Source organism: Sphingobium sp. SG1 (genome assembly GCF_057063145.1).
In genome coordinates, this window is the sequence record NZ_JBVVOJ010000012.1 from 51,132 (window position 1) to 69,439 (window position 18,308).

General features: G+C 66.9%; 18 protein-coding genes. 10 read left to right on the plus strand and 8 right to left on the minus strand.

The window, feature by feature from the left end; translation table 11 throughout:
* The first annotated feature begins 133 nt into the window (after window positions 1-133).
* The 5 genes from purH to AC0KVN_RS20800 all read left to right on the plus strand — a co-directional run bounded on the left by purH (window position 134) and on the right by AC0KVN_RS20800 (window position 6,180).
* Complete coding sequence (gene purH, locus AC0KVN_RS20780) at window positions 134-1,726, plus strand: bifunctional phosphoribosylaminoimidazolecarboxamide formyltransferase/IMP cyclohydrolase (protein WP_435567802.1); 1,593 nt, start codon at window positions 134-136, stop codon at window positions 1,724-1,726.
* A gap of 228 nt (window positions 1,727-1,954) precedes the next feature.
* On the plus strand, window positions 1,955-2,287 hold the full coding sequence (locus AC0KVN_RS20785) for a UrcA family protein (RefSeq protein ID WP_004208877.1): 333 nt from the start codon (window positions 1,955-1,957) through the stop codon (window positions 2,285-2,287).
* Window positions 2,288-2,482: 195 nt separating this feature from the next.
* Entirely contained in the window at window positions 2,483-4,009 is a 1,527-nt protein-coding gene (locus tag AC0KVN_RS20790; protein WP_435567801.1) for an NAD(P)/FAD-dependent oxidoreductase, read from the plus strand.
* A 4-nt stretch (window positions 4,010-4,013) separates the two neighbouring features.
* On the plus strand, window positions 4,014-4,433 hold the full coding sequence (locus AC0KVN_RS20795; RefSeq protein ID WP_435567800.1) for a GtrA family protein: 420 nt from the start codon (window positions 4,014-4,016) through the stop codon (window positions 4,431-4,433).
* On the plus strand, window positions 4,411-6,180 hold the full coding sequence (locus AC0KVN_RS20800) for a hypothetical protein (protein WP_435567799.1): 1,770 nt from the start codon (window positions 4,411-4,413) through the stop codon (window positions 6,178-6,180). The genes AC0KVN_RS20795 and AC0KVN_RS20800 overlap by 23 nt, the downstream gene beginning before the upstream one ends.
* Here AC0KVN_RS20800 and msrB read toward each other — a convergent pair.
* From msrB to AC0KVN_RS20815, 3 genes are read right to left on the minus strand one after another with little or no spacing between them, the layout of a single operon-like run.
* On the minus strand, window positions 6,167-6,643 hold the full coding sequence (gene msrB, locus AC0KVN_RS20805; RefSeq protein WP_017503464.1) for a peptide-methionine (R)-S-oxide reductase MsrB: 477 nt from the start codon (window positions 6,641-6,643) through the stop codon (window positions 6,167-6,169). The two genes, AC0KVN_RS20800 and msrB, sit on opposite strands and share 14 nt — an antisense overlap.
* 18 nt (window positions 6,644-6,661) lie before the next feature.
* Window positions 6,662-7,852: an ABC transporter permease gene (locus AC0KVN_RS20810; RefSeq protein WP_010338686.1), complete on the minus strand. Its 1,191-nt coding sequence runs from the start codon at window positions 7,850-7,852 to the stop codon at window positions 6,662-6,664.
* Window positions 7,849-8,814 (minus strand): ABC transporter ATP-binding protein, encoded by a 966-nt coding sequence (locus AC0KVN_RS20815; protein ID WP_037522117.1) that lies wholly within the window; start codon window positions 8,812-8,814, stop codon window positions 7,849-7,851. The genes AC0KVN_RS20810 and AC0KVN_RS20815 overlap by 4 nt, the downstream gene beginning before the upstream one ends.
* 22 nt (window positions 8,815-8,836) lie before the next feature.
* Here AC0KVN_RS20815 and queG point away from each other — a divergent pair, with 22 nt between their 5' ends.
* Window positions 8,837-9,895, plus strand: coding sequence for a tRNA epoxyqueuosine(34) reductase QueG (gene queG, locus AC0KVN_RS20820; protein ID WP_435567798.1), 1,059 nt, complete (start codon window positions 8,837-8,839; stop codon window positions 9,893-9,895).
* On the opposite strand, the gene AC0KVN_RS20825 is transcribed toward queG, so the two are convergent.
* Window positions 9,876-10,244 carry a hypothetical protein gene (locus AC0KVN_RS20825; protein WP_004208885.1) on the minus strand — a complete coding sequence of 123 codons (369 nt, stop codon included), beginning with the start codon at window positions 10,242-10,244 and terminating at the stop codon, window positions 9,876-9,878. The genes queG and AC0KVN_RS20825 overlap by 20 nt on opposite strands.
* Complete coding sequence (locus AC0KVN_RS20830; RefSeq protein WP_435567797.1) at window positions 10,244-10,918, minus strand: EI24 domain-containing protein; 675 nt, start codon at window positions 10,916-10,918, stop codon at window positions 10,244-10,246. Before AC0KVN_RS20830 ends, AC0KVN_RS20825 begins: the two co-directional genes overlap by 1 nt.
* A 119-nt stretch (window positions 10,919-11,037) precedes the next feature.
* On the opposite strand from AC0KVN_RS20830, the gene AC0KVN_RS20835 reads away from it, so the two are divergent.
* Window positions 11,038-12,036: an adenosine kinase gene (locus tag AC0KVN_RS20835; RefSeq protein ID WP_435567796.1), complete on the plus strand. Its 999-nt coding sequence runs from the start codon at window positions 11,038-11,040 to the stop codon at window positions 12,034-12,036.
* A 66-nt stretch (window positions 12,037-12,102) separates the two neighbouring features.
* Here the strand turns inward: AC0KVN_RS20835 and AC0KVN_RS20840 are convergent, their stop codons facing one another.
* Genes AC0KVN_RS20840 through tsaD form a run of 3 tightly spaced genes read right to left on the minus strand, consistent with a single transcriptional unit; the run spans window position 12,103 to window position 15,671 of the window.
* Window positions 12,103-13,635 carry a lipopolysaccharide biosynthesis protein gene (locus tag AC0KVN_RS20840; RefSeq protein WP_017502654.1) on the minus strand — a complete coding sequence of 511 codons (1,533 nt, stop codon included), beginning with the start codon at window positions 13,633-13,635 and terminating at the stop codon, window positions 12,103-12,105.
* Between the two features lie 33 nt (window positions 13,636-13,668).
* Complete coding sequence (locus AC0KVN_RS20845; protein ID WP_435567795.1) at window positions 13,669-14,640, minus strand: NAD(P)H-dependent glycerol-3-phosphate dehydrogenase; 972 nt, start codon at window positions 14,638-14,640, stop codon at window positions 13,669-13,671.
* Window positions 14,637-15,671, minus strand: a complete 1,035-nt coding sequence (gene tsaD, locus AC0KVN_RS20850; protein ID WP_435567794.1) for a tRNA (adenosine(37)-N6)-threonylcarbamoyltransferase complex transferase subunit TsaD — start codon at window positions 15,669-15,671, stop codon at window positions 14,637-14,639. Before tsaD ends, AC0KVN_RS20845 begins: the two co-directional genes overlap by 4 nt.
* Before the next feature lie 44 nt (window positions 15,672-15,715).
* Here tsaD and hemC point away from each other — a divergent pair, with 44 nt between their 5' ends.
* Genes hemC through AC0KVN_RS20865 form a run of 3 tightly spaced genes read left to right on the plus strand, consistent with a single transcriptional unit; the run spans window position 15,716 to window position 18,199 of the window.
* Complete coding sequence (gene hemC / locus AC0KVN_RS20855; RefSeq protein WP_435567793.1) at window positions 15,716-16,642, plus strand: hydroxymethylbilane synthase; 927 nt, start codon at window positions 15,716-15,718, stop codon at window positions 16,640-16,642.
* Complete coding sequence (locus AC0KVN_RS20860) at window positions 16,639-17,298, plus strand: uroporphyrinogen-III synthase (RefSeq protein ID WP_435567792.1); 660 nt, start codon at window positions 16,639-16,641, stop codon at window positions 17,296-17,298. The genes hemC and AC0KVN_RS20860 overlap by 4 nt, the downstream gene beginning before the upstream one ends.
* Window positions 17,299-17,326: 28 nt before the next feature.
* Complete coding sequence (locus AC0KVN_RS20865; RefSeq protein WP_037522086.1) at window positions 17,327-18,199, plus strand: hypothetical protein; 873 nt, start codon at window positions 17,327-17,329, stop codon at window positions 18,197-18,199.
* The last annotated feature ends 109 nt before the right edge of the window (window positions 18,200-18,308 follow it).

Consider the following 18,308-nt stretch of genomic DNA (forward strand, 5'->3'; position numbering starts at 1 on the left):
CACAATACAGTAGCGGCAAAGGCCCGCAAGATCGGGAAATTCCCTGCGCTTGAGGACTGTATTTTTGCGCCGCGCGCGACTAGAGGGCTGCGGCAAGCCTGAAGCGGCATCCCGAACAGCAGGAAGCATCCCCATGACCACCGACGTCACCATCAAGCGCGCCCTCCTTTCCGTATCGGACAAGACCGGCCTCATCGAACTGGGCCAGGCACTGGGCCAGCATGGCGTCGAACTGGTGTCCACCGGCGGCACCGCCAAGGCGCTGCGCGAGGCGGGCCTGGCCGTGAAGGATATTTCCGAGCTGACCGGCTTTCCCGAAATGATGGACGGCCGCGTCAAGACGCTGCACCCCAAGGTCCATGGCGGCCTGCTGGCGGTGCGGGGCAATCCCGAGCATGTCGCGTCGATGGACGAGCATGCAATCGGCGCGATCGACCTGGTGATCGTCAACCTCTATCCCTTCGCCGCGACCGTGGCGAAGGGCGCCGACCGCGACGAGATCATCGAGAATATCGACATTGGCGGCCCGTCGATGGTCCGTTCGGCCGCGAAGAATCATGAGAGCGTCGCGATCGTCACCGATCCGGCCGACTATGCCCGCCTGATCGCCGAAATGGCCGAAAAGGGCGGTGCCACCAGCTATGATTTCCGCCGGATGCTGGCGGCCAAGGCCTATGCCGCCACCGCCGCCTATGATTCGATGATCGCCAGCTGGTTCGCCTTTGCCGACCAGGGTGTCGCCTTCCCCGAAAGCCTGTCGCTGTCGAGCAAGCTCAGCACCACGCTGCGCTATGGCGAGAACCCGCACCAGTCGGCGGCGCTCTACCTGCCTAACGGCCCGACCGCGAACGGCATCGCCCAGGCCAGGCAGATCCAGGGCAAAGAACTGAGCTACAATAATTATAACGACGCCGATGCGGCGCTGGAGCTGGTGAGCGAATTCCGCGACGGCCCGCCGACCGTAGTGATCGTGAAGCACGCCAATCCGTGCGGCGTCGCCACCGGCGAGACGCTGATCGAAGCCTATGAAGCGGCGCTCGCCTGTGACAGCGTGTCGGCATTCGGCGGCATCATCGCCGTCAACCGTCCGCTCGACGGCCCGACCGCCGAAGCGATCAGCGGCATCTTCACCGAAGTCGTCGCCGCACCCGACGCCGATGACGAAGCCAAGGCGATCTTTGCCAAGAAGAAGAATCTGCGCCTGCTGCTGACCGGCGAACTGCCCGATCCGGCCCGCCCCGGCCTGATGGTCAAGAGCATCGCCGGTGGCCTGCTGGTCCAGAGCCGTGACAATGGCAAGGTCGACCTGGACGCGCTGAAGGTCGTGACCAAGCGCGCGCCGACCGAGCAGGAACTGAAGGACTGCCTGTTCGCCTGGACCGTGGCCAAGCATGTGAAGTCGAACGCGATCGTCTATGCCAAGGGCGGCAGCACCGCCGGCGTCGGCGCTGGCCAGATGAACCGCCTGGAATCGGCCCGCATCGCCGCCTGGAAGGCGAAGGACGCCGCCGAGAAGGCCGGCTGGAGCGAACCGCGCACGATCGGTTCGGCGGTCGCTTCCGACGCCTTCTTCCCCTTCGCCGACGGCCTGCTCGCGGCAGTGGAAGCCGGCGCGACGGCGGTGATCCAGCCGGGCGGCTCGATCCGTGACGAGGAAGTCATTGCCGCAGCAGACGAAGCGGGCCTGGCGATGGTCTTCACCGGCATGCGTCACTTCCGCCATTAAGGCTTGTTTCCCAACGCGCTAGATGGCGCGTCGGGACAATATCGCGATCAGGTTTATGCGGGTGCGAAACGATCCTGTTCGCACCCGCAAAATCGCAGAAAACTGCCATTTTTTGGCAATTGGCCTCTTTTCAATGTCACCGGGCAATCCTATTTAGGATGACGACCCCGCACCCACGTCAGGCGTTGGGCACGACATAAGAAAAAGCATGTTCGACAGGAGAATAGGATGACCAAGAAGACGCTGGTGGCGATGGCCGCCACCCTGGCCCTTGCGCTGCCTGGCATGGCTATCGCCGGCAACAGCAGCAACGAAGTCGTCGTCGACGGCACCACCGGCCTCACCACCCGCACCATCGCCGTATCGGTCGCTGACCTGAACCTGGCCAGCAACAATGGCCTGCGCCGCGCCGATTATCGCATCAGCCGCGCCGCCAAGCAGGTGTGCGGCTGGGTCAACGGATCGATCCTGCCGGCGACCCCCGACTATCGCGACTGTGTCGGCAGCGCGCTGGACGGCGCACGCAGCGACCTTAACGCGCTGGCACAGCGCCAGGGCTGATCTTCACCCATCCCGCAAGGGAAGCCTTCCCCGTCACGGGGACTGCAGGGGGCCGTTCCGCACATGCGGGGCGGCCCTTTGTCCTATCGGTCGGTCCTGCCGGCGCCCCATTCATGCTTACCGGCGATTAACCACTCCTTAGAGGATTTCCTGCACTCACCGAGACACGAAGGACTATCCAGGGGACTAAATCGCATGTCGCGGATTGATCAGAGCGTGGACGTGGCCATCATCGGCGCGGGGCCAGCGGGCCTGACCGCTGCCTATCTGCTGACGAAAAAAGGCTTTTCCGTCACCGTCATCGAGAAAGACCCGGTCTATGTCGGCGGCATCAGCCGCACGGTCGAACTGGATGGCTATCGATTCGATATTGGCGGCCACCGCTTCTTTTCCAAGTCGAAGGAAGTGGTCGACCTGTGGAACGAGATTCTGCCGGACGATTTCATCCAGCGCCCGCGCATGAGCCGCATCTATTATGAGGGGAAATTCTACTCCTATCCCCTGCGCGCGTTCGAGGCGCTGTGGAATCTGGGCGTGTGGCGCTCGACCCTGTGCATGGCAAGCTTTGCCAAGGCCAAGCTGTTCCCAAACCGCAATGTCCGCTCCTTCCAGGACTGGACCGTCAACGCGTTCGGCCACAAGCTCTTCTCGATCTTCTTCAAGACCTATACGGAAAAGGTCTGGGGCATGCCGTGCGACGAGATGTCGGCCGACTGGGCGGCGCAGCGGATCAAGGGCCTGTCGCTCTGGGGTGCGGTGGTCGATGGGCTGAAGCGCTCGCTGGGCCTCAACAAGAAGCCCAATGACGGTATGGCGACCAAGACGTTGCTCGAAACCTTCCGCTATCCGCGCCTTGGCCCCGGCATGATGTGGGAAGCCGCGCGCGACCGGGTGATCGAGGGCGGGAACCAGATCTTGATGGCGCACAGCCTGAAACAGCTGGCGCAGGATCAGGGCACGCAGCGCTGGCGCGTGGTGGCGGACGGACCGGATGGCGATGTCATCATCAACGCCGCGCATGTGATTTCGTCCGCGCCGATGCGCGAACTGGCCGCGCGCATCCATCCGCTGCCCGAAACCCTGCCCGAGGCGATGGAACTCAAATATCGCGACTTCCTGACCGTGGCGCTGATGATCAAGTCGGAGGATCTGTTCCCCGACAACTGGATCTATATCCACGACAGCAAGGTGCAGGTCGGCCGTATCCAGAACTTTCGCAGCTGGTCGCCCGAAATGGTGCCCGATGAATCGGTCGCTTGCGTGGGCCTGGAATATTTCTGCTTCGAGGGCGACGGGCTGTGGGCGTCGGCCGACGCCGACCTGATCGACCTGGCCAAGAAGGAAATGGCCATATTGGGCCTGTGCAATCCCGACGATGTCGTCGGCGGCGCGGTGGTGCGGCAGGAGAAGGCCTATCCGGTCTATGACGATGCCTATGCCGACCATGTGCTGGCGATGCGCACCGAGCTGGAAGCCGTCGCCCCGACGCTCCATCTGGTCGGCCGCAACGGCATGCACCGCTATAACAACCAGGATCATGCGATGATGACGGCGATGTTGACGGTGCGCAACATCGAGGCCGGCACGCGCGTCTATGACGTCTGGGGCGTCAACGAGGATGCCGAATATCATGAATCGGGCGAGGAAGGGCAGGATGTCGAAGGACAGCGTGCCGCGCTCGCCAGCGAACGACTGGTGCCTTCTCGCCTGAAGGCCGCATGAGCCGATGGGCGAGCCGTTGCGCGCCCTGACCGCCCTTCTGGGCAGCATCGCCGCGCGCTTCATGTTCGCCCGCTATCTGCTGGCCAGCATCTGCGCGCTGTCGAGCGACATGGCTGCCTTCCTCATGCTGAGCCGGGCCGGTGCGACGCCGACTCTGGCTGCGTTCGGGGGCTATGCGATCGGCCTGGTCGTGCATTGGGTAATCAGCATCCGCTTCGTGTTCGACACGGGCGCCGGCCCCAGTCATGCCCAGCGGTTCGGCTTCGTGGCCAGTGCGCTGGTCGGCATGGGCATCACCATGGCCATGGTTGGCGGGCTGAGCGCGGTCGGCATTGCCCCGGCGATCGCCAAGCTGATATCGGTGCCTGCCAGTTTCCTGAGCGTCTATGCGATCCGCAAATATGGCATTTTCGCGCGTAGTTGAGCGCTATAATCTCTGGCTGATCCTGCTCGCCTGGCTGGCGTGCGGCGCGGTCATGCTGTGGCTGTTCCATGGCGATTTCGCCGCGTTGGGCTTTCGCGATCCCGATGATGCGATGCGGCTGGTGCAGGTACGCGACTGGATCGGCGGACAGGGCTTCTGGGATGTCAGCCAGCATCGGGTGAACCCGCCACTGGGCGGACCGATGCACTGGTCACGCATCGTCGACATGCCGGTGGCAGGACTGATCCTGCTGGCGCGGCCGCTATTGGGGCCGGCAACCGCAGAACTGGTCGCCTGTATCACCGTGCCGCTGCTGTTGCTGGGCGGGTTGGCCGGCGCGGTGCATCTGGCCGCACGGCGGCTTGGCGATCCTGTTCTGGCGCTGGTGACCGTGGCCTTGCTGCTTACGACACCGTCGATCCTGGTGCAGTTCACGCCGCTGCGGATCGACCATCATGGCTGGCAGATCTGGATGGCGACGATCGCGCTGGCCGGCGCACTGGATAGCAGCCGGGTGCGTGGCGGCGTGACGAGCGCGCTGGCACTGGCGGTCTGGTTGCAGATTTCGAGTGAAGCCCTGCCCTATGTCGCGCTGTTCGCCGGACTGTTTGCGCTGCGCCAATGGCTCGACGGCCGGGATGCGTCGCGCTTCATGGCCTTTGCGGCGACGCTGGGTGGGGCGGCGGTTGCGCTGCTGGCTTTGCTGCGCGGAAAGGCGGCCTTGCTGCATGACCAATGCGACGCGCTGTCGGCCGCCTATGTCTGGCCGCTCGTCGCGCTGGCGGTACTGGTGCCGCTGGCCGGCAAGCTGATCGGCACGGCCAGCATGACCCGGCGCTTCCTGATCGCCGCGATCGGCGGCGGGGCCGCCATTGCGATCCTGCTGGCGATCGGTGGCCCCTGCCTGTCGGGCGATCCGTTTCAGGCACTGGGGCCACTGGCCTATAAATATTGGTATCTGCAGGTGATGGAGGGCCGGCCGATCTGGGACCAGAGCCTGTCGCTGCGCGGCGTCATCCTGTTGCCCGCGCTGGTCGGACTGGCCGGCGCAACGGTCGCCGCGCGGCAAACCGTAAACCGCGATGCGCGCATGCGCTGGCTGGCGTTGACCCTGTTGCTGCTGGGGGCGATGGCGGTATCGCTGCTGGTTATGCGCGCCGTGTCGGTCGCCCATGTCTATGCTCTGCCCGGTGTCGCCTGGTTGCTGATCGCCCTGTTCCGCAAGGTACAGGCGTCGTCGCAGGCGCTGGTTCGCGTATTGGGATCGGTGGCGCTGATCCTGCTGTCTCCCGCCGGGATCAGCGCGCTATGGATTGCCCTGATCCCCGAAGCTCCGTCGGCCAAGACCAGCGCCGTCAATTGCCGGGCCGCCGCCACGCTTGCGCCGCTGCACGCCCTGCCCCCGTCCACCCTGTTCGCGCCGCTGGACCTTGGCCCCGACATATTGGTGCAGACGCCGCACCGCGTGATCGGCACCGCCCATCATCGCAATGCGGCCGGCATTACCGCCGTGATCGAGGGCTATATGGCGACGCCGGACAAGGCGCGCGCGGTAGTCCGCTCGGTCAATGGCGAGCGTGGCGCCGACTATGTCGTGACCTGCGCGGGCCTGACCGAATATGCGCTCTATGCCAAGGAGCGTCCCCAGAGCCTGTCGGCGCAACTGACGCGAAACAATGTTCCGAGCTGGCTGCAGTCGCTGCCCACCAGGGGACCGCTGCACATCTACAAGGTCAGGCGGGACTGAAGGCCAGCGCGACGCCGTTCATGCAGTAGCGCAGGCCCGTGGGCCGGGGCCCGTCATCGAACATATGGCCCAGATGCCCGCCGCAGCGGGCGCAATGGACTTCGGTCCGGGGCACGCCCAGGCTGAAGTCGCGCGACGTGCCGATCGCACGGGGCAAGGGCGCATAGAAGCTGGGCCAGCCGGTGCCGCTGTCGAACTTGGTCTTGGAACTGAACAGATTCTGCGCGCAGCCGGCGCAGGTGAAGGTGCCGGCGCGATGTTCCCGGTTGAGCGGGCTGCTGTCGGGAAATTCGGTCGCGCCCTGGCGCAGCACCTTATAGGCCCAGGGGCTGAGCCTGCTGCGCCATTGCGCGTCGGTCAGGCGATAGGGATAGGCGGCTTCCGCCGCGTCGGGGCGGAATTGCCACAGGGCCAGTGCAGAGGCGCCGGTCGCGACGCCATAGAGAAAATGCCGCCGGTTCATTATCCCTCCCTAGCCTGTTCAGCCTGTCGAGCTCCTGAACAACTGCTTCCACCAGCGGCCGCCCGATTTGAGCACATGGCGGCGGAACAGCAGCACACCGATGCGGATGATGAGGGCGACCCAGACGCCCTGCCACAGGATCGCCACCAGATGCGGCCAGAGCGCCGCATCCTGCGCCGCCCGCGCGATCATCGCGAAGGGCGAGGAGAAGGGAAAGACCACCGACGCCACTTCGAGCGGCGATCCCATATGGTCGACCGTGTAGGAGACGAAGAAGAAGATCATCATCTGCCCCATGGTGATCGGCATGTTGAGCGTCTGCACCTCGCGCACGGTCGCCGCCTGTGCGCCAATGCCCAGAAACAGCGAGCCGAGCAGCGTATAGGCCATGGCGAAATAGATGATGCCGAGTGCGATGAAGGCGGGCCAGCCCACCGCCGGATCGGGCAGGACCGTGCCGGGTGCCTTCAACGCCATGAAGATGGTGAAGGCGGTGCCGCCCCAGAAGGCGATGCCGACGAAGCTCATCCCCAGCATGGCGATCAGCTTGCCAAGGAAGATCGCGTCGACCGGCACGGCGGCGGCCAATATCTCGATGATCTTGTTCGTCTTTTCCTCGACCAGATTGGACAGGATCATGCCCGCCAGCAAGATGGTGAGGAAGAAGATGACGATCTGGCCGGTGCGACCGATCAGCAGACGGGCCTGAGACTGGGCGCCGAGACTGGTCGCCACTTCCTGCCGTTCGACCTTGACCATGTGCAGCACCTTTTCGGCCTGCGCCGCGCTGGCAATCAGGCTGAGATCCCCCTGCAGCCGGTCCAGATCCTCGGGCTTGCCGGTGAGGACCGGGCGGGAGACCGTGCCCGACAGGATGGCGACGACGTCCGATTCCGGTCGGGCCAGCAAGATACGCGGCGGGGTATCAGGAGAAACGGCGTGAAGCCGCGGCAGCGCCTGTGGCCCCATGCGTTCGGTCAGGCGCTTGTGGGCCCGTTCGAGCGCGCCGACATCGGCCGGCGCCATGGCGATGCCGACGACCGGGCGCAGGTCGGTGCTGGAAATCTTCTGGGTGAAACCGGCAAAGACCATGCCGATGACGATCGGCACCAGCGGCCCGATCAGGAACAGGATGAAGGTGCGTGACAGAACGACGGCGGTGAAATCCCGCCGGGCGATCACGCTGGCGGCGCGCAGCAATTCCTTCATGCCCCGGCCTCCTGCGTGGCGTCATCGCGCATCTGGCGCGCAGCAGCCTCCCCCGCGATCGCGACGAAGGCGTCATGCAGGCCCGGTCGTTCGATCGACAGGCTTTCAATGCCGGCCTGACCGTCGAGCAGGGCGCGCAGCAGCGGTTCTATGCCATCATCGGGCAGCGCGAAATGCCAGGCGCCATCCTGTGCCAGCGTGTCGGTCGGCAAGGCGCGGCGCCATGCACCGTCGCTCAGCCGCGTGCGCAATGTCACCTGGGGCGGCAGACGGTCGCGCGCGTCGCTGACCGATCCTTCGAACCGGATGCGGCCGCCCGCGACGATGGCGATGCGTTCGCACAATCGTTCGGCATGGGCGATGACATGGGTGGAAAAGAGGATGGTGACGCCCTTGCGCGCCTGATCGCGGATCAGCGCCTCCAGCTTTTCCTGGTTCATCGCGTCGAGGCCGGAAAAGGGCTCGTCGAGGACGATGAGACGCGGTTCATGGACGATCGTGCCGAACAATTGCACCGTCTGGGCCATGCCCTTGGAGAGCTGGCGGATCGGCTTTTCGACCGAAGCGCCCATGCCATAGTCCTGCAGCATGGCGCGCGCCCGTTCGCGCCCGACATGGAGCGGCAGGCCGCGTAGCGCCCCCATGAAGGCGATCGCCTCATAGGCCTTCATCGACGGGTAGAGGCCACGCTCCTCGGGCAGATAGCCGACCTGCTTGGCCATGCGCAGCGGCGCGCTATCGCCCAGCAGGGTGCGATGGCCCTCGTCAGGGTCGATGATGCCGAGCAGGGTGCGCAGCAAGGTGGTCTTGCCCGCGCCATTCGGCCCCAAAATGCCATAGATGGTGCCGGCGGGCACGGCGATATCGACGCCATCCACCGCGCGAAAATCGCCGAACGCCTTGACAAGGGCATGGCCTTCGACGGCATAGGGGGCGGCAGGAGCCGGAGTGTCACCGATCATCCGCCCCTGATAATCCCGGACCATGCCAGTGCAAAACGAAACATTGGAGCAGCGCCTGAAAGCGCAGGCCGCGCAGCTGGGCTTTGCCGCCTGTGCGATCGCGCGCGCCGACGCCGCGCCGCGCACGGCCGAGCGGCTGCGCCAATGGCTGGAGGCCGGCCATCATGGCGACATGCTGTGGATGGAGGAGCGGGCCGAGCAGCGCGGATCGCCCACCGGTTTGTGGCCCGAGGCGCGGAGCGTCATCATGCTGGGGATGAGCTACGCCCCCGGCCGTGATCCGCTGGCGCTGGCCGAGGTCGGCGATCGGGGCCGCATTTCCGTCTATGCGCAGGGTCGCGACTATCATGATGTGGTCAAGAAGGCACTGAAGGCGCTGGCCCGCTGGCTGGTCGATCAGCAGCCGACCGCGCTCAAGGTGTTCGTCGATACAGCGCCCGTGATGGAGAAGCCGCTGGCGCAGGGCGCGGGGCTGGGCTGGCAGGGCAAGCACAGCAATCTGGTGAGCCGCCAGCATGGCAGCTGGCTGTTCCTGGGCGCCATCTATACCGAGATCGCGCTGGAGCCCGATCCACCGGAGGTGGACCATTGCGGCAGTTGCACGGCCTGTCTGTCATCCTGCCCGACCGATGCCTTTCCCGCGCCCTATATCGTCGATGCGCGGCGCTGCATCTCCTATCTGACGATCGAGCATAAGGGGCCGATCCCGGAGGAGTTCCGGGCGAGGATGGGCAATCGCATCTATGGCTGCGACGATTGCCTAGCGGCCTGCCCGTGGAACAAGTTTGCGCAGGGGGCAGCGGCCAACCGCGCCTTCATCGGCCGGGCGGAGCTGGCGGCACCGGCGCTGGGCGACCTGCTGGACCTCGACGATGCGGGCTTTCGCGAGATTTTCTCCGGATCGCCGATCAAGCGGATCGGGCGCGACCGGATGGTGCGCAATGCCGCGATCGCGGCAGGCAATAGCGGCGACCTGGGGCTGGTCGACCGGTTGCGACCGCTGACCTCCGATCCCGATCCGGTCGTGGCGGAAGCGGCCGAATGGGCGCTAGGCCAATTGCTCAGCGCTGCTGGAGCGTAGCCGCGCAGGAAGCGTGGTCGACATCGGTGCCGGCGGGCGTGCGGGCATCGACATGAGTCACCACCGGCTCCTTCCCCTTGCCGGGCGAATAGAGATAGGCGTCGAGCACGCAACGACCATTGGCGAATTGCAGCTTGCGCACGGTCGTTTCGCGAATGTCGAGGCGCGGCGTGCCGAACATCTGGGTCAGGCGTTTGGCGTCCATGCCCATCAGCGGTCCGGTCTTGGTGAAGGCGCTGGCCGGCGGACCGGCGGGCGGCGGAGTGTAACTGGTGGCGGGCGGGACGACGCCGCCACAGGCCGCGAGCGGCAGCGACAGGAGCGCGGCGAGCGCGAAACGGGGCGACATCAGACCGGCTTCCTCCTGGACCCTAGCAACATGTGGACCGCCATAGCTGCGCTCCAGATCGGCGCAAGCAGGTTGACCAGGGGAATGAGGAAGAGAAGCGCCGAAACGAGGCCCATGAGCCACCGGTTGCCGCGGCTGATGGGCGGCAGGCCGGGATGGCGCGGCTCGATCATGTCGGCAAGGTCGCGACCGAGCAGATAGGCATTCACCGCCAGGAACAGCCCGATCGTGCCGATCCCCGTGACCAGCAGCAGCACATAAGCGGGCAGCGCCAGCAGGTTCCAGCCGAGCGTTCGGCCGACCGAGCGCAGTGCATAATGGAAACTGCGCGCATAGCCCACCGGCCGGCCTACAGCCTGTGGATAAGTATCGCGCTCCACCGCCTCGATCACATCGTCGGCGAACAGGCCCATGACCAGCATGGCGATGGTGCGGAACAGCAGCCAACTGGCCGCGATCATGGCAAGGCCGGTCGCTGCCGCCTCCGCCATGCCCCCCCAACCGTCGCCCTCGCCCCAGCCGAAATGCAGGCGCGTGGCGTGAAAGGCCGCCCATAGGCCGACACCCAGCAGGACGAAGAGCAACAGGGTCAGCGCCAGCGTCTTGACCAGCAGCCGGCGCGCCGCGGCGTGGAAGATCAGGGGGAAGGCGCGCAGCGCCGCGGTGATGATCATGGCCCGATATCCTGCGCCCCGGCGGCTCCGTCAATCAGCAGCGTTGCGCCAGCGGCCCCGGACCGGTAGAGACGGCCCAATTTACCGCTATTTTCCTATCATCTTTCACAGGAGCCCGCGTGACTTCTTCCCCCACGCTTGACGTTGTCGCGATCGGCAATGCCATTGTCGATGTTCTGGCCCGCAGCGACGACGCCTTTCTGGCGCAGCATGCGCTGACCAAGGGCGGCATGCAGCTGATCGACGCCGAAATGGCCGAAACTCTCTATGCCGACATGCCCCAGGCCAAGGAAATCAGCGGCGGTTCGGCCGCCAACACGCTGGCCGGCCTCGCCGCGCTGGGCGCCAAGTGCGGCTTCATCGGCCAGGTCAATGACGACCAGCTGGGCGCGGTCTTTGCCCATGACGTGCGCGCGCTGGGCATCAAGTTCGACACGCCGGTGATGCAGGGCGACATTCCGACCGCCCGCTGCCTGATCCTGGTGACGCCGGACGCGCAGCGCACCATGAACACCTTCCTGGGCGCCTCGCAGTTCCTGCCCGAAGCAGCGCTGGACCTGGAACTGATCCAGTCGGCCCGCATCCTGTATCTCGAAGGTTATCTGTGGGATCCCGAGCAGCCGCGTGCCGCGATGCGCGCCGCGATCGACGCCGCCCGCAACGCCGGCCGCAAGGTCGCCTTCACCCTGTCCGACAATTTCGTGATCGACCGCCATCGCGCCGACTTCATCGACCTGATCGAACAGGGGCTGATCGACATCCTCTTCTCGAACGAGGGCGAGATCCAGTCGCTGGCGCAGGTCGATGATTTCGATGCAGCGCTGGCCCGCTTCGCCGACAAGGTGCCGGTGCTGGTGTCGACCCGCAGCGAAAAGGGCGCGGTCGCCATCATCGATGGCGTGCGTCACGAGGCGCCGGCTGCTCCGGTCAGCCAGATCATCGACACCACCGGTGCGGGCGACCTGTTCGCTGCCGGCTATCTGGCCGCACATCTGGAAGCGCGCAGCGTCGAGGATTGCCTGGCGCTGGGCGCGGCGGCCGCCGCCGAAGTGATCTCGCACTGGGGCGCGCGTCCCGAGGAAGATCTGAACCTGATCCGCGCCAAGCTGTTCGCCTGATCGCGACAGACACTGACAAAAAAGCCCGCCTCTCCGGTCGAGAGGCGGGCTTTTTTATTGGGTGGATCAGGCCGGGGCCTTCTGCTTGCGGAACAGGGCGCGGTCGTCCGGGCCGAAGCCCCAGCGCCAGATGACGAAGCCATAGGCGCCCAGGATCGCCCAGACGCCGACCGCCAGTTCGACCCATTCGAAGCGCGCCGGCAGGGCGACGAAGGCCGCACCGACGATGCAGGCGACGCCCGAGGCGCTGAGCAGCGGCCAGCGCCAGGCATTGACGCGGGCGTGGAGCAGGCTGGAGAGCAGCCGCGCCTTGACGAAGGCGCCAGCGCCGAGCGCGATGCACAGGCCCAGAGCGGGCGCGGCGGCCAGTTCCTGCGGCGTGAGGCCAAACCGCTTGCCGAGCAGGATCAAGCCGAAGCTGAGCGCCGCCTGCAACGCGATCATGCTGAGCGAGATCATCAGGTTGCGATGGCGGGCGATATAGACCAGCGCGGATTCGCTGACCACGGCGGTCGCCGCGACCACTTCGGCCAGCAACAGGAAGGCCAGCGCGCCGGTGCCACCGACGAAATGCGGACCAACCAGCCCCATGACGGCCTCGCCCGGAATGCCAAGCGCAAGCGCGATACCGGCCTGCGCGGCGATGATCCAGAAGCCGACCTGGCTGACCTGGCGCGCGATCGCCGCCAGATTGCCCTCGGCCAGGTTGCGGGTGATGACCGGGCCAAGGATCGGGTCGAAGCTGGTCTTGAGTTTCTGCGGCAGCGAGGCGACCTGCTGCGCGACATAATAGATGCCGACGATCGCCGGGCTAACGAACAGGCCCAGGATCGCCATGTCGAGCCGGCGCGAGCCCCATTCGACACCATCCGCCGCGGCGAGCGGCAGGTTACGACGCGCCAGACGCCAGAGCCGCCCGGCATCGGGACGCCAGCCATGCGGCCGGCCATAATGGCGCCACATCGGGATGATCGAGGCGATCATCGCCGCGACCATCGACACGACATAGGAGAGGATCAGACCGTCGCGCAGCGAATAATAAGCGAAACCGAAGGCGCCGATGCTGATCGCCCAGGGTTCGATGATCGAGCGCGCGCGGACCGTGGCGCCGATGTCGAAGCGATAGGCGCAGGCGGCCAGCGCAACGTCAGAGGTGGCCACGGCGATGACGATCAGCGCCAGCAATCGGTCGAGTCCGTTGATGCCGCTATTGGGGAACATCGCCTGGGGGAAGGCGATCAACAGGCCCGCGCCGAGCAGCGACGCGATCAGCGTCACCACCATCGCGTCGGTCACGACATGGCTGTGCGGCCGTTCGGTCTGGGCGAGCGCACCGGCCAGGCCGCGCTTCAACCCCAGCGTCGCGATCTGGGCAACGAACTCCACCACCAGCACGGCATAGGCGAAGCGTCCCAGCGCATCGGCACCGTACCAGCGGCCGGCGATGAACAGGAAAGGCAGGCGCGCAGCCAGGCGCAGCAGGAAGCCGAAGACGTTGGTCCGTCCGCCCTTGGCCAGGGCGGCGATGTCATCCTTCTGTTCGGCAGGGGTCGCCTGCGCGGTCACAGGACCCTGGTCCCCCTCGATTGTCATGCTCATGTCTATAGGCGATCTATTGTGTCGCGGCGATGCTTATTCAGGCCGCAGCGGGCGCGCCAGCAGCGCGTCGATGACCTGTGCCAATGGTGCGGCGTCGCCGAGCAGGGCACAGACGGCTTCCACCACCGGCATTTCGACGCCGGCCGCGCGAGCCGCATCGCGCAGCACCGGTGCGGTGTGCGCCCCTTCGGCCACGGTGCGACGGTTGGAGAGAAGCTCGGCGGCACTCTGCCCCTCGCCCAGCCCCTTGCCGAGCGAGAAATTGCGCGAATTGGTGGAGGAACAGGTGAGGACGAGGTCGCCCAGGCCCGACAGGCCGCCCAGCGTTTCGGCGCGAGCACCGCGCGCCAGGCCGAAGCGGGTCATTTCGGCAAAGCCCCGGCTGATCAGCGAGGCGCGCGCATTGAGGCCGAGGCCAGCACCTTCCGACACGCCACAGGCGATGGCGAGCACATTCTTGACCGCGCCGCCGATTTCCGCGCCGACGACATCGTCCGACAGATAGGGGCGGAAGGTTGGGCGGGCGATGCGCGCCGCCAGCTTTTCGGCCAACGCCTGGTCGGCGCAGGCGAAGGTGACGGCGGTCGGCAAGCCCTTTGCCACTTCATGGGCGAAGGTGGGGCCAGAGAGGACGGCGATCGGCGAGCTTGGCTGCGCCTGCGCCGCGACTTCCGACATCAACAGGCCGGTGCCGGCCTCTATCCCCTTGGAACAGAGAACCAGCGGCACGCCGGCCGGCGCCTGCGCCACGACGCTGCGCAGATGCTGGGCCGGGCTGACCACCAGGATCAGGTCGCGATCGGCTAGGTCCGCCAGGACGCCGGTCGCCCCGATCGAGGGCGAAAGCGGCAGGCCGGGCAGATAGAGCGGATTTTCATGGGCGCCGTTGATCGCATCGACCACATCGGCTTCGAGCGCCCAGAGGCGCACATCCTGCCCGTCGGCCGCCAGCAACTGCGCCAGCGCGGTACCCCAGGCGCCTGCTCCGATGACTCCCGCCTTCATGCCTTCACTCCTGCTCCACGCGCCTTTTCCGCCGTCGGATCGAGCGGCCAGCGCGGCCGGGCGGGGATGGTCAGATCGTCGGTCATGCCGGCCGCATAGCGCTCCGCGCCGGCCCAGGCGATCATCGCCGCATTGTCGGTGCAGAGCCACAAGGGCGGCGCGACGAAGGGCAGGCCATGGTCCCCGGCCAGCGCAGTGAGCGCGCCGCGCACCGACTGGTTGGCGGCGACGCCGCCGGCGACGACCAGCGCGGTCACGCCTTCACTCGCGGCGAGCGCACGGCGGGTGCGATCGAGCAGGCAGTCGATCACCGCCTGCTGGAAACTGGCAGCGATATCCTCGACCGCATATTGGCCCGACTGGGCAGCGCGCATCACCGCGCTCTTGAGGCCGGCGAAGGAGAAATGGGGTTCGTCAGTGCCGACCAGCGGGCGCGGCAGCGGCACGGCGCGGGGATTGCCCTTGGCCGCCGCCTTTTCCACCGCCGGGCCGCCGGGGAAGCCGAGGCCGAGCAGCTTGGCAGTCTTGTCGAAGGCTTCGCCAGCAGCGTCGTCGATCGTGGTGGCGAGGCGGCGATACTGGCCGACGCCCTCCACCCTGAGCAGCTGGCAATGGCCGCCCGACACCAGCAGCAGCAGATAGGGGAATTGCAGATTCTGGTCGGCGAGGCGCGGCGAGAGCGCATGCCCCTCCAGATGATTGACCGCGATCAGCGGCTTGCCGCTGGCATGGGCCAGCGCCTTGCCGGTGACGAGGCCGACCATCACGCCGCCGATCAGGCCAGGGCCGGCGGTGGCGGCGATCACATCGACATCGGCCAAAGTCATTTTTGCGTCGGCCAGCGCCGCCTCGACCAGCGGGGCCAAAGCCTCGACATGGGCGCGGGCCGCAATTTCCGGCACGACGCCGCCATAGGGACGGTGCGCGTCTTCCTGCGTGGCGAGGCGATGGGCCAATATCTGCCCGTCGGCCGTCACCAGCGCCGCCGCGGTTTCGTCGCAGCTTGATTCCAGGCCGAGGATGATGGTCATTGCCGCTTCCATCTAGTGCCCGTGGCCATTAGAGCAAGCCGCTTATGAAAAGACCCGAACGACCGTTGCGCCTTGGCACCAGGGGATCGCCGCTTGCGCTGGCCCAGGCCCATATGACCGCGCAGGCGCTGCGCGACGCCCATGGCTGGGATCAGGACGCCATCACCACCGTCATCGTCCAGACGAGCGGCGACCGGATCCAGGACCGCGCGCTGGCGGAAATCGGCGGAAAAGCGCTGTGGACCAAGGAACTGGACCGGGCGTTGGCGGAGGGCGAGATCGATTGCGCCGTCCACAGCATGAAGGATGTCGAGACGATCCGGCCCGATGCGATCCGCATTGCCGCGATGCTGCCGCGCGCCGATGTGCGCGACCGGCTGGTCGGCGCGGAAAATTTTGCCGCGCTGCCGCCGCTGCCGATCGTCGGCACCAGTTCGCCGCGCCGTGCCGCGCAGGTGAAGCGACTGCGTCCCGATGCGCAGATCATATTGTTCCGGGGGAATGTCGCCACCCGGCTGGCCAAGCTGGAAGCCGGGGAGGCCCATGCGACTTTGCTCGCCGCCGCCGGGCTCGACCGGCTGGGCCAGGCGGACATTGGCGCCACGGTCGAGATCGACACCATGTTACCGGCGCCGTCACAGGGGGCGGTCGGCATCGAGACGCTGGCCGACAATGACGTCATGCTGGGCTGGCTGGCGGCGATCAACCATCGCGATACATTCGATTCCGTGATGGCCGAGCGCGCGGTGCTGCGGGGCCTGGGCGGCACATGCCATTCGCCGATCGCCGCGCTGGCGCTGCTGGAGGGCGGACAGATTCATCTGCGCGCCGAGATCATCAGCACGGAAGGCGACGAGACGGTGCGGGACGAGGCGCGGCTGGCGCGCGGCGATTTCGACGCGGCCGAGGCGATCGGCCGGGGCCTGCTGGAGCGGGCAAGCCCGGCGCTGCGCAGCCTGTTCGAGGGGTGAGACCGCTCATCATCCTGCGGCCCGCGCCCGGCGCCGGCAGGACGGCGGACAAGGCGATGGCCATAGGGCTGGCGGTGCGGCTGTGCCCGCTGTTCGCGGCCGAGGCGCTGGCCTGGACGCCGCCACCCGCCGGGGATTTCGACGCGCTGCTGGTGACGAGCGCGCAGACGGTGCGATTCGGCGGGGCCGAGCTGCAGGCCTATCGCGCCTTGCCGACCTATGCCGTGGGCGCAGCGACGGCCGAGGCGCTGCGGGCGGCAGGATTTGCCGATCCGGTGGCGGGGGATGGCGATGCCAGCGCGATCGCCGCGCGGATCGCGGCCGACGGGCACCGGGCCGTGTTGCATCTGTCGGGCGAGGCGGCGGCGCCGATAGACGCGGGGCCGCTGCGGGTGACGCGCGTCCCGGTCTATCGGATGATGCCCCTGTCCTGCGATCCGCTGGACCTGAGCGGCGGCGTGCTGCTGGTCCATTCTGCGGCGGCTGGCGCCCGGCTGGCAGAGATTGTTCCGGAGAATCAGCGCACAACCAGCGACGTGGTGGCGATAAGTCCCGCCGCCCTCGCCGCCTGCGGCAGCGGATGGCGCAGCGCGCAGGCCGCCGATGCGCCCAATGATGCGGCGGTACTGGCCCTCGCCCGTCGATTGTGCGAATGAAACGCCGGTCGCAAACGAGAGAGACTTGATGAACGAGCAGGAGAGTGTGGAAATTCAGCAGGAAACGCCGCCGCCCGCGCGCCGACGCACATCCTGGCTGACGCCCGTGCTGCTGCTGTTCGCGTTTCTGATCGGCATCGGCGTCACCATCTGGGCGATGCCGCAGATCGAACGGCGCTGGGGCCAGGACGAGGCGGCGGCGCCCGCCCTGCCTGCGCCGCTGCTGGGCAGCAACGCCATCCCGTCGGGCCGTCCGCTGACGGCGGATGCCGCGCAGATGCTCGACGCCCGCGTGATCCAGCTGGAGGAGCGGCTCAACCGCATCACCGTCGAGGCGCAGGCCGCGTCGGGCAATGCCGCGCGCGCCGAAGGGCTGCTGGTCGCCTTTGCCGCGCGCCGCGCGCTCGATACCGGCGCCCCGCTCGGCTATGTCGAGGGGCAGTTGCGGCTGCGCTTCGGCCAGGCCCAGCCCCGCGCCGTCGCCACCATCATCAATGCCGCGCGCGAGCCGGTGACGCTGGCCGACCTCCGCGCCGGCCTGGTCGATGTCGCCGACCGCGTCACGTCGCCGCCGGCCGATGCCAGCTGGTGGGACAGTTTCGAGCATGAGGCGCGCGAGCTGATCATCATCCGCAAATCCTCCACCCCCTCGCCCCGGCCGCAAATGGCGATGCAGCGGGCGCTGCGCTATATCGACGCCAGCCGCGTCGGCGCGGCGCTGGCCGAGGTGGAGCGCATGCCCGATCGCGCTGCGGCCGATCGCTGGATGCAATATGCCCGCCGCTATCTGGAGGCGCGCCGGGCGCTCGACCTCATCGAGACAGCGGCGATATTGGAGCCGCGCCAGCTGCGCACGACCGAGGGCGCCAGCGTCGCCCAGACATCGCCCCTCGCCCCCTGAGCTTCATTTCCTGAGACACACCGTTCATCGCTTGCGATGAAACCCATGGACGCACCCTGCGTTTGTCACGAGAATGTCACCTTTTCCGCCCGGTTCAGGACAATATCTC